At 66.0% G+C, this 9661-nt stretch carries 11 protein-coding genes and 1 pseudogene; 7 read left to right on the top strand and 5 right to left on the bottom strand.

The annotated features are described in order from the left end of the window. Positions 1–6 precede the first annotated feature (6 nt). The 3 genes from VFG33_RS41310 (at position 7) to VFG33_RS21640 (ending at position 2295) form a co-directional block, all read left to right on the top strand. Entirely contained in the window at positions 7–435 is a 429-nt protein-coding gene (locus VFG33_RS41310) for a hypothetical protein (protein ID WP_414672974.1), read from the top strand. Then, positions 435–1415, top strand: a complete 981-nt coding sequence (locus tag VFG33_RS21645; RefSeq protein WP_325054734.1) for a sigma-70 family RNA polymerase sigma factor — start codon at positions 435–437, stop codon at positions 1413–1415. The genes VFG33_RS41310 and VFG33_RS21645 overlap by 1 nt, the downstream gene beginning before the upstream one ends. An 82-nt stretch (positions 1416–1497) precedes the next feature. After that, positions 1498–2295, top strand: coding sequence for an SgcJ/EcaC family oxidoreductase (locus tag VFG33_RS21640; protein WP_325054733.1), 798 nt, complete (start codon positions 1498–1500; stop codon positions 2293–2295). 69 nt (positions 2296–2364) lie between these two features. Here the strand turns inward: VFG33_RS21640 and VFG33_RS21635 are convergent, their stop codons facing one another. Continuing rightward, the gene (locus tag VFG33_RS21635) at positions 2365–3384 is read right to left on the bottom strand and encodes an NAD-dependent epimerase/dehydratase family protein (protein ID WP_325054732.1); all 1020 of its coding nucleotides are present in this window, start codon (positions 3382–3384) and stop codon (positions 2365–2367) included. Positions 3385–3581: 197 nt separating this feature from the next. Here VFG33_RS21635 and VFG33_RS21630 point away from each other — a divergent pair, with 197 nt between their 5' ends. Both VFG33_RS21630 and VFG33_RS21625 read left to right on the top strand, forming a co-directional pair. Continuing rightward, positions 3582–4130 carry a DinB family protein gene (locus VFG33_RS21630; protein WP_325054731.1) on the top strand — a complete coding sequence of 183 codons (549 nt, stop codon included), beginning with the start codon at positions 3582–3584 and terminating at the stop codon, positions 4128–4130. A gap of 49 nt (positions 4131–4179) precedes the next feature. Continuing rightward, positions 4180–5646, top strand: coding sequence for an MFS transporter (locus VFG33_RS21625; protein ID WP_325054730.1), 1467 nt, complete (start codon positions 4180–4182; stop codon positions 5644–5646). Positions 5647–5650: 4 nt separating this feature from the next. Here the strand turns inward: VFG33_RS21625 and VFG33_RS21620 are convergent, their stop codons facing one another. After that, positions 5651–6343 (bottom strand): TetR/AcrR family transcriptional regulator, encoded by a 693-nt coding sequence (locus VFG33_RS21620; protein ID WP_325054729.1) that lies wholly within the window; start codon positions 6341–6343, stop codon positions 5651–5653. 126 nt (positions 6344–6469) lie between these two features. Between VFG33_RS21620 and VFG33_RS21615 the strand changes: the two genes are divergently transcribed. Next, positions 6470–7036, top strand: coding sequence for a dihydrofolate reductase family protein (locus VFG33_RS21615; protein WP_325054728.1), 567 nt, complete (start codon positions 6470–6472; stop codon positions 7034–7036). Here the strand turns inward: VFG33_RS21615 and VFG33_RS21610 are convergent. From VFG33_RS21610 to VFG33_RS21605, 3 genes are all read right to left on the bottom strand, one after another. Then, positions 7019–7993, bottom strand: coding sequence for a sigma-70 family RNA polymerase sigma factor (locus VFG33_RS21610; protein ID WP_325054727.1), 975 nt, complete (start codon positions 7991–7993; stop codon positions 7019–7021). The two genes, VFG33_RS21615 and VFG33_RS21610, sit on opposite strands and share 18 nt — an antisense overlap. 16 nt (positions 7994–8009) lie before the next feature. Then, positions 8010–8141: a DUF418 domain-containing protein gene (locus VFG33_RS41305; protein ID WP_414672973.1), complete on the bottom strand. Its 132-nt coding sequence runs from the start codon at positions 8139–8141 to the stop codon at positions 8010–8012. Between the two features lie 64 nt (positions 8142–8205). Continuing rightward, positions 8206–8778, bottom strand: coding sequence for a dihydrofolate reductase family protein (locus VFG33_RS21605; protein ID WP_325054726.1), 573 nt, complete (start codon positions 8776–8778; stop codon positions 8206–8208). A gap of 136 nt (positions 8779–8914) precedes the next feature. On the opposite strand from VFG33_RS21605, the pseudogene VFG33_RS21600 reads away from it, so the two are divergent. After that, positions 8915–9661: pseudogene (locus VFG33_RS21600) on the top strand (hypothetical protein); the annotation flags it as partial.

Here is a 9661-nt window from a genome sequence, read left to right as displayed (position 1 = left end):
GCACGGATGCAGCCTGTCATCGCCAGTGTGCTTGCAGGTCGGGGGTGCACCGCTCTGGTGGTGCGTGGTGAGGACGGCCTGGACAAGCTGACCACGACTGCGGTGTCGCGGGTTTGGACTGTGAGCGGTGGATCGACTGCTGAACAGCTACTCGACCCACGTGAGCTGGGCCTGACAATGACGACGCCAGAGCTGCTCCAAGGCGGTAGTGCAGCAACTAATGCAGAGATACTGCATCGCTTGCTCGACGGAGAAGCCGGGCCGGTGCGAGACGTAGTACTGCTAAATGCTGCTGCAGCACTAGCGACGCTGGAGGAGGGGCCGCTGCTCGAGCGGTTGCACCATAGTTTGGAGCGGTGTCGTGCTGCCGTCGACAGTGGGGCCGCAGCAAGGACACTCGCGAGCTGGACCGCTGCCAGCCGTAGCCTGAGGTAGTGCCAGGTGATAGCGGGTTGCTGGAGGCTGCTAGAGGCGGCGACGAAGACGCCTTTGCCCTGCTGGTTGGGCCGTGGCAGGGCCAGCTGCACGCGCACTGCTACCGCATGCTCGGCTCGGACCACGACGCCGACGATGCACTCCAGGAGACCCTGCTCCGGGCTTGGAGCAACCTCCAGCGGTTCGAGGACCGCGGCTCGATCCGGCCGTGGCTCTACAAGATCGCCACGAACCGCTGCCTGACACTGATCGAGCGGCGAGGCCGCCGGGAACTGCCCACTGACTTGACTGCGCCACAGTCCGAAACATCCTGGCTGGAGCCGTACCCCGAACAGCGGCTGAGCTGGACCGAGCAGTTGAGCCCGGAGACCCGCTTGGTCGCCCTGGAGAGCGTCGAGCTCGCATTCGTCGCCTCACTGCAGCACCTGTCGCCTCTGCAACGTGCAGTACTGCTGCTGCGCGACGTACTGGCCTTCGCCGCCCGTGAGGTGGCCGACCTGCTTGAGACCAGCGTCGCAGCGGTCAACAGCGCGCTGCAGCGAGCCCGCAAGATCCTCAGCATCTCCCTGCCGGATAGGAGCCAGCAAGCGACTCTGCAGAGCCTCGGCGACGACGCGCAGCGCGAGGTCGCCCGCCGGTACATGGCCGCTTGGGAGGCAGCTGATGTCGAGGCGATCGTGGAGATGCTGACCGACGACGCGAAGTACTCGATGCCCCCGCTGCCAATCTGGTACTCCGGCCGCGACGGCGTCCGCGGTTTCCTGGAGGACGGCGTACTGGAGTACAAGTGGCGCTTCCTGCCGACGCGGGCGAACGGGCAGCTCGCCTTCGGCACGTACCTCTGGGACGAGAAGGCCGGCCGGTACGTCGCCGGCGGCCTCGACCTGGTCCGGCTGCGAGGGACCTCGATCGCCGAGGTCGTCTCGTTCCTGGAGGCGGATTTCCGTGCCTTCGGACTACCTGCCGACCTGCCCGCCTGACCAGTTTTTCCGATCCGCGATGAGTTTCGCCGTCGGCCCGGGTTCCAGTGCTGACAACACACTTCCGAGAAGGGTGAACCCGATGACGAACGAAGAAGAGATCCGGACACTGATCGAGCGCTGGGCCGGCGCGGCCCACAGCGGCGACCTCGAGGTCCTGGTCGAGGACCACACGGCCGACATCGTGATGTTCGACGTGCCACCCCCGTACGACGGGGTCCGCGGCCTCGACGCTTACCGCGAGAGCTGGCCCGGGTTCTTCGAGTGGCAGGCGGCCGGTGCAACGTTCGAGATCGAGTCGCTCGAGGTTACCGCCGGCGAGGACGTCGCGTTCGCCTTCGCGCTGCTGAGGTGCGGCATGCCGGACGAACTCAAGCAGAACCCGGCCAAGCGACTCCGGCTAACACTCGGCCTGCGCAAGGAGAACGACCGCTGGGTCGTCAGCCACGAACACCACTCGTTCCCGATCGAGCATCTGGCGGCGGATTCCGAAGTACGGGAACTGCACGATCGCTGGTCGGAACTGACGGCCGCGAAGGATCTGGACGGGTTGATGGATGGGATCGCGGAGGACGTCGTCTGTTATGAACATGGCGAACCGCTGCAGTACGTGGGCAAGCCCGCCGTACGGGAGGTCTGCAAGGCCGGTCTCGACTCGCCCGGCAAGGTCGGACTGGCAACCCCGGACCTGACCGTCCTGGCCCGGGAAGACCTCGCCGTCACCTGGGGCATGACTCACGTCACCACCGAAACCGCCGACAGTTGGTCCCGCGCCACCCGGATCTTCCAGCGCGACGCCGACGGCTGGAAGCTGGTCCACCAGCACCTGTCCTTCCCGATGGGATCTGCCGGCCAGTCCCGCACCGACCTCAAGCCCTGACCTCCCTGATAAGGCGCTTGCGTCCGAAGAAGCTTGGGCTCTGACCTCAGGTTCTTCGGACGCAACGTGTCAGAGTGCGTTCTTTGTCAGGAGGCTTTGGCCGCAGGTGGTTACGGTTTCTGTTGCTGGGCGGGCGTGCCAGCCGAGTAGGTGTTCGGCTTTGGCTGCCGTGTGGCGGTGTTTGCGGCCGAGGGCCGGGGTGATGTCACGCAAGGATGAGTCGAAGAGTGACATGGCCTTCAAGGCGAAGTCGGGCAGCCTTCTGGTCGGCACTTTGCGGGCCGACTCGCCCAGGCTCGTCCGCAGCGCCGTCGCCATCTCCGACATCCACAGGAACTCTCCGACCGCGATGAATCGTTGCCCTGCCGCCGCGTCCGCCGTCATCGCCCGGATGTGGACGTCAGCGAGATCCCGCACATCCACGATCTCGAATCCGAGCCGCGGCGTCCCCGGCATCCGCCCGTCCAGCAACCGTCCGATCACCTGGACGGATCCACCGTCGGCCGGCGCCAGCACCGGCCCGAAGACAGCACCCGGCAGGATCGTGGTGAGCGTCGTCGGACCGTCGTACGACGCCATGAAGTCCCATGCCGCCCGCTCTGCCAGGGTCTTGGACTTCCGATAGGTCGTCAGCCTCGGGTCGTCCGGGTCAGTCCACAACGTCTCGTCGGTGACGCTGTCTTCGGTGTAGAGCGACGGGCTCGCGGCCGCGCAGGCCGACGTCAGGACGACCCGTTTCACCCCGGCTTCAGTTGCCGCACGCAACACCCGTACTGCGCCCTCGCGGGCCGGGATGATCAGGTCGTCGGGATTCTTCGGATTGCCATCTCCGAGCGGCGAGGCGACGTGGAGGACATAGTCGACACCGGCGAGGGCGGTGTCCCAGCCGGCGTCGGACGTCAGATCGGCAACGTGGAAGGACAGCCGCTCACCGGGATCGACCTCGCTCGCGACCGCAGTACGGACTGCAGCTTCTTTAGCGAGACTGCGGACCGTCGTACGGACGTCGAAGCCTCGCTTGAGCAGTTCGACGACGCACCACCCGGCCACGTACCCGGTACCACCTGTCACCAGCACGGTCTCTGCCACCGTCATCTCCTGTCCGCTCTAAATGGAGGATTCTTCCACATACCATATGGAGGAAACCTCCATTTAGCAACACTGTTGGCGGACCGGCGTCATTGACTACGCCACGAAGCCCAGCGGACCAGACCTTCGCCGCGCCCTCAGCCGCTTGTCGTCGCATGCGGACCGAATCTGTCCGCACACGCACCTAGCGTGGCGGCATGACGATGCTCAGCCAGAACCTGCTCGACCTCTCCGACTTCGCCTGGCAACGCCTGCAGACGCGAATGGAGGGCCTAACTGACGATGAGTACTTCTGGGAGCCGTTCGCCGACTGCTGGAACGTCTTCAAGACGGCAGACGGCTCGTTCCAGGCTGACCGGAGCGAGAGCCCGCCCGACCCACCGCCGTTCACGACGCTCGCCTGGCGGATCACGCACATCACCATCGACGTCCTGCAGGCCGAGCGCACCGCGACCTGGTTCGGCCTGCAATCCTCGCCCGCTGACGGTCCCCCGCCGGTGCCGGGCAGCGCCACCGAAGCGGTTCGCGCACTGGACAACGCATACACGATCTGGCGACGCCGACTCTCGATGCTCAGCCAGGTCGACCTCGACCGCCCGATGGGCATAGTCGCCGGCCCGTACGCCGACAGCGACGGCACGTCATTCGCACTCCACATCCTCGACGAACTCATCCACCACGGCGCGGAGGTCGGCGTGATCCGCGATATCTACCGCGGTCGGCAGGATCCGGTATTTACGTTATAGTGCGTAACGGAACGATATTGGCGAGCGATCTCAGCGAAGGAGTTCCAGCATGCGTGCTACCTGCGCCAAGGCGCCGCAAGCCGAATGCGCGGGGAGCCGCAACAGTGCGGCCATCCTGGCGCTGCTCTCGTTTGCGATGCTGATCGTCTCGCTCGATCAGTACATCGTCGTGGTCGCGCTGCCGGACATCGCGCGCGATCTCGACTACTCCGCCCAGACCCTGCAGGCGGTGATCAGCACCTATGCGGTGGCTTCCAGCGGGTTCCTGCTGCTCGGCGGCAGAGCGGCTGACCTGTTGGGTCGGCGACGGATACTCGTCGCGGGCCTGGGGCTCTATGCGGTGTCGTCTCTCGCCGGCGGGCTCGCGACCGGTCCTGAGCTACAGCTCGCGGCGCGGGCGGTTCAAGGTCTCGGCGGAGCGCTGGTCTTTCCAACGACTCTGGCGCTGATCAGCACGACCTTTCCCGAGGGGCGCGAGCGCAACCGTGCGCTGGGGGTGTGGGGCGGCGCCGGCGCCTCCGGGTTGGTGATTGGCGTGCTCCTCGGCGGTCTGCTCACCCAGGCCTTCGGCTGGCAGGCAGTGTTCCTGGTCAGTGTCCCGCTCGCCGGCATCGCGTTGGTGCTCGCACTGGTACTGATCGACGCTGACCGGGCTCGCGACAAGAGCCGTTCGTTCGACCTGCCCGGAGCGCTGAGTGCCACCGGCGCGGTCACCCTGCTCGTGTTCACCCTCGTCCAAGGTCCGAGCTTGGGCTGGGTGTCTCCTGGCATTCTGCTCACTGGAGTGGTCGGACTGCTGCTACTGGCGGCACTGGTGACGATCGAGCGGCGGAGTCGCGATCCGCTGGTACCGCCCCGCCTGCTGCGTAACCGAACCCTCATCACTGCCGTCGCGATCGCCGCCTTGTTCGCCGCCACCTTCGGCTCGGTGTTGTACTTCCTGTCGCTCTACTTTCAGGACATCCGTGGCTATGACGCACTGGAGACCGGCTTCGCGTTCGTGTTACCGACCGTCGTGGTGGTGGCCGGATCAGCCCTCGCCGGTCGGCTGGTGACGCGCTTCGGCCTGCGACGCACACTGGTCAGCGCCCTCGCCGTCGGCGCGATCGGTGCTGCCGCGATCGGCTTGACCATGTCACCTGACGGCTCGTACGCCGCACTGATTCCCGGGCTGGTCGCACTCAGCGTGGGCGACGGGATCGTCTTCACCACGATGTTCATCGCAGCCTCCACCGGGGTATCCGATCGCGAGCAGGGAGTCGCGTCGGGGATCGCGTCCACGGGCTCGGGGATCGGGGCGGCATTAGGCCTGGCTGCATTGGTACTGGTAGCCAACGCCGGTACGCACGGACTCGACGGTGAGGAACTGCGGATCGCCGCTGCGGACGGCATCGGCTCCGCGGTTCTGGTTGTTGCCGGCGGCATCGCGATCACCATGCTCGTCGCCTTGACTCTTCGGTCCCGCCCGGAACCGTTGGAAGCAGATCTGGCGATCGGCACCGCACAGACCAGGTGACCGCTCAAGCGTGCTGGTGTCGCCCGCTCGAGGTCATCTGCCGGCTGTGCTCGAGCAGCCGGGGATAGTCGGTCGCAATGCCTTGCAGCAGCGCCTCGACCGCACGTTCGATCTCCCGGTTGCTGGTACTCGCGTGCCCGAACAGCGCGCGGTAATGCACCAGGGACCCGATCAGGTCGACGATCAACTCGCGGTCGACGTCGCTGCGCAGGTCGCCTCTTTCGTACGCGCGATCAAGGGTCTCCCTCACCGCAGCGCGCGGCGGGTCGAACAGCGTGGTCATGAACGCGACCTGCAACTCAGGATCGTTCGCGCAGTCGGCGAACAGCGGGCCCAGCACATTGGGCGGCATCCGGCGGAACGCTGCGACGAACACCTTCAGACACTCTTCGAGGTCGCACAAGGTGCACCCCGTATCCGGCGCCTGCGCGGCGCCGAGCCGTCGGCTGAGCGCGGCAAGGACCAGCCGCTGCCGACCCGGCCAGCGACGGTAGATCGCCGGCTTCGTCGTACCCGCCTGCCGCGCAACCTCCTCCAGCGTCAGCCCTCCGTAGCCGGACCTGTCGAGCACCGCCAGAGTCGCGTTGAGCACGGAGGTATCGATCTGCGGGTCCCGCGGCCGCCCGACCCGAGGACCGCCATTCACCGTGCCTTGCGCAGCATCCACAAGCGCCAGTGTAGTCGCCAACCATTCCATTCCGAGGCGCTACGTAATTATTGGCGGGGCGGTCGCGAAATCTTTCTCCCCGGACAGCGATGAGTTCCAGTGCCGACGGCAGTACGTACTGATGACAGCTACTGACCGCTAGGAAGGAACCCCGAAATGGGTCGCGTCATCGTCATCGAGTTCCTCAGTCTGGACGGCTTCACCTCGGATCCGGACGGTTCCGCCGGTACGCCGTACGGAGGCTGGATGTTCCGGCACGGGCCGGAGGCCGTGTCCGGGGACAAGTTCCGGCTCGGCAGCATCATGGACGAAGGAGTGCTGCTGCTGGGCCGCCGGACCTGGGAACTGTTCAGCAAGATCTGGCCCGATCGCACGGACGACTTCTCCGTGCGGATGAACAACATGGCCAAGGTCGTGGTCACCAGCAGCCTGACGGATGTGTCCGCCTGGTCCAACTCCAGCCTGCTCGGCGGAGGTCTCGTCGAGACGGTTCGTGCGGAGAACCGCACCGTAGTGATCACCGGCAGCCTCGGAGTTGTCCATGCCTTGCAGAAGGAAGACCTGGTCGACGAGTACCGGCTGCTCACGCTTCCGTCGATCGTCGGAGCGGGCGAGCGGCTCTTCCCGCCGGTGGACCCGCCGATACACCTGAACCTCGTCTCCGCGAACCAGATCGGCGCCGCGGTTCTGGCGCAGTACGAGAGGTCAGTCGAGAACAGCTGACAGGCCGAACGCGGCGAACACCTGGTCGTCCTGGAAGACGCGATTGTGGGTGATCCCGGCCGCGGTGATGGTGAAGACGTGCAGGGTGTGAATCCTGTGCACGCCTTCATCGTCGCCGCGGTAGACCGCGATGCCCGCTTGGCCGTTCGCTGCGATCGGCACGACCCGCCAGTCGGTGCCGCGTACCTGGAAGACTCGCGCGACGAACCGCAGATGATCCTCCCGGCCGACGAACCAGTTGTAGAACGGCGGCATCTCTAGCAGGACGTCCTCGGTCAACAGTTCCTTGAACGCCGCGACGTCGGCCCGCTCGAAGGCATCGATGTACCGGTTGACGAAATCCACGCACTTCGGGTCGTCCGGCTCGAGGACATCGTCCTCGGCCAACTTCACCTCGGCGAGCTTCGCGCGGGCGCGCTGCAAGGCGCTGTTCACGGCAGCCGTGGTGAGCTGCAGGGTTTCAGCAGTCTCCGCGGCGGACCAGGCGAGTACGTCGCGCAGGATCAGTACTGCGCGTTGCTTGGCCGGCAGGAACTGCAAAGCGGCGATCAACGCCAACCGAAGGCTCCCCCGCTCGATGACGACCGTCGCCGGATCGTTCGGGTCGGTCCGTGTCATCGCATCCGGGAACGGCTGCAGCCACGGCACCTCTTCCCCGCGAACCAACGGCGCTTCCGGATCGTCGCCACGGGCAACCAACCCGGACGGCAACGGCCGGCGGCCACGGCTCTGGAGTTCGGTGAGGCAGGTGTTCGTGGCGATCCGGTAGAGCCAGGTCCGCAGCGACGCGCGCGTCTCGTCGTACCGATCGAATGCCCGCCAAGCCCGGACCAGGGTCTCCTGAAGGAGATCCTCCGCGTCGTGCACGGATCCGGCCATCCGGTAACAATGCGCCAGCAACTCCCGCTGAAAGGGCGCCGTCCGTACTTCGAAGTCCGCCGTGGTCACGGAACTCATCAAAGCACCCGCCAAGCTACCCCTGGTGGGGTGCGGGTCCGCCGACCGGAACAGCTGCGCGGCGCATCGGCACGATTCTGAGCCAGGTCGCACACCGCCACAGCCATCCGACCGGACCGTACCGGAAGCGCCGCAGCCAACACGCCATTGCGGGGACAGAGTGAACTGCTTCGTCACCCTGCGGTATCGCCGGCTCGGCGCGCCCGGTGACGTCATTCCCGCGGTGAGGTGCGCATCGGTCGGTAGCGGAGATGGGCGGTGAGGTCGGGATCATCACCGTCGCGCAGCAGCTGCACGACCTCGCCGCCGGGGTTGTCGTAGAAGCGGATGCCGTCGCCGAGCAGGACCGGCACGATGTGGATGTCGATCTCGTCGACCAGGCCCAGCTGGAGGAGCTGCCGGCCGATGTTCGCCGAGAGCACTTGGAGGTTCTTGCCCTTGGCCGCCTCCAGGCCGATCCGCACAGCCTCCTCCACAGAACAGTCGAGAACGGTGATGTCGTCGGTATGACGTGCGTCCTGAGGATGATGGGTGAGCATGAAGATCGGGCCATCCCACGCCCCGCCGTACGGACGGGCGTCACCGATGGCGCTGTCGAAGCCGTCACGCCCGCAGAGCACAGCACCGGTGGCCTCGATGTACTCCTGGACTATCCCGTCACGGTGGGTGGTACCTCGTGCCAAGAAGTCCATGCTGTGACCGGGTCCGGCAACGAAGCCGTCCAGCGACATCGAAAACGCAAGATGCAACTTCCCCGCGGCAGTCTGCGGCTCTGGATCATGCATTGATCTCTCCCCATCTCTTCGATATTGGATCGTCCTGAGCATTAAGACGAGCCAGCCCCCGAATACTCATCGGTCGGCAACCCACATCTGCTAGCTTCTCGGTGTCTCGGGGGAGACGACGAGCTGGGGGACGAAGATGCGCAAGAAGACAGTTGCACTGGTCGGGATCACCGCAGTACTGACCAGCTGGGGCCTGCAAACCACTCTGACCGCCCAAGCGGCGCAGGCGGTCGGCGCTGTGCAGATCGCCTGGGCTGACGTTGCCCAGGGGCAGCTCAAGATCACCTGGACCGAGAGCAGTCCTGTTGCCAACACAGTCCAGCTGAAGGCCGGCGCGCTCAAGCAACTCGGCACCACGTCAGCGGCGGAACCGAACGAGCTTCTGGTCCCCATCGGTGACCTCGGCAACAGCAGCGATCCCGCGGACCGGGTCAGCATCGTGGTCAGCGATCCCGGCGGCGGTTCCTCCGCATCGCCCGACTTCGACCGCTACCTCCCGCACCCGGACAAAGTGGCGATGACCACGAGTCCCGAAGGAGCGGCGCGCTGGACGATCTCCCCGGACCTGTCCGATGCCACCGCCGGTGATCCGCTGGATGTCGACGGTCTGACCCGGTACGACGTCGACCTACGGGAGCAAGGGAGTCCGCACTACTGCAACACCGTGGACCTGTCCGACTCCACCTCCACGACCGGCGTGATCCCCCGTCGGACCAGGCCGTACGCAGTGCACGTCCAGCCGCACAACGAGTGGGGCGTAGACCTGGCGTCCGCTGGTCCGTCGGGCTCGGTCACCACGAGCGCTTTGACGATCACCGCGCCGGCCGCAACGCAGTACGGGACAGTCACGACCATCACGGGCGGTATCGGCGAGTTCAGCTTG

The organism is Kribbella sp. (assembly GCF_035687465.1).
Taxonomy (GTDB): domain Bacteria; phylum Actinomycetota; class Actinomycetes; order Propionibacteriales; family Kribbellaceae; genus Kribbella.
The sequence above is the reverse complement of the archived record's forward strand: the minus strand, read 5'-3'. Positions and strand labels throughout refer to the sequence as shown.

What these genes read in the sequence shown, in the direction of transcription:
- VFG33_RS41310 (WP_414672974.1), top strand. Translation starts at nt 7, where the DNA reads ATGCAGCCTGTCATCGCCAGTGTGCTTGCAGGTCGGGGGTGCACCGCT.
- VFG33_RS21640 (WP_325054733.1), top strand. Translation starts at nt 1,498, where the DNA reads ATGACGAACGAAGAAGAGATCCGGACACTGATCGAGCGCTGGGCCGGC.
- VFG33_RS21630 (WP_325054731.1), top strand. Translation starts at nt 3,582, where the DNA reads ATGACGATGCTCAGCCAGAACCTGCTCGACCTCTCCGACTTCGCCTGG.
- VFG33_RS21625 (WP_325054730.1), top strand. Translation starts at nt 4,180, where the DNA reads ATGCGTGCTACCTGCGCCAAGGCGCCGCAAGCCGAATGCGCGGGGAGC.
- VFG33_RS21620 (WP_325054729.1), bottom strand. Translation starts at nt 6,343, where the DNA reads ATGGAATGGTTGGCGACTACACTGGCGCTTGTGGATGCTGCGCAAGGC.
- VFG33_RS21615 (WP_325054728.1), top strand. Translation starts at nt 6,470, where the DNA reads ATGGGTCGCGTCATCGTCATCGAGTTCCTCAGTCTGGACGGCTTCACC.
- VFG33_RS21610 (WP_325054727.1), bottom strand. Translation starts at nt 7,993, where the DNA reads ATGAGTTCCGTGACCACGGCGGACTTCGAAGTACGGACGGCGCCCTTT.
- VFG33_RS41305 (WP_414672973.1), bottom strand. Translation starts at nt 8,141, where the DNA reads ATGGCGTGTTGGCTGCGGCGCTTCCGGTACGGTCCGGTCGGATGGCTG.
- VFG33_RS21605 (WP_325054726.1), bottom strand. Translation starts at nt 8,778, where the DNA reads ATGCATGATCCAGAGCCGCAGACTGCCGCGGGGAAGTTGCATCTTGCG.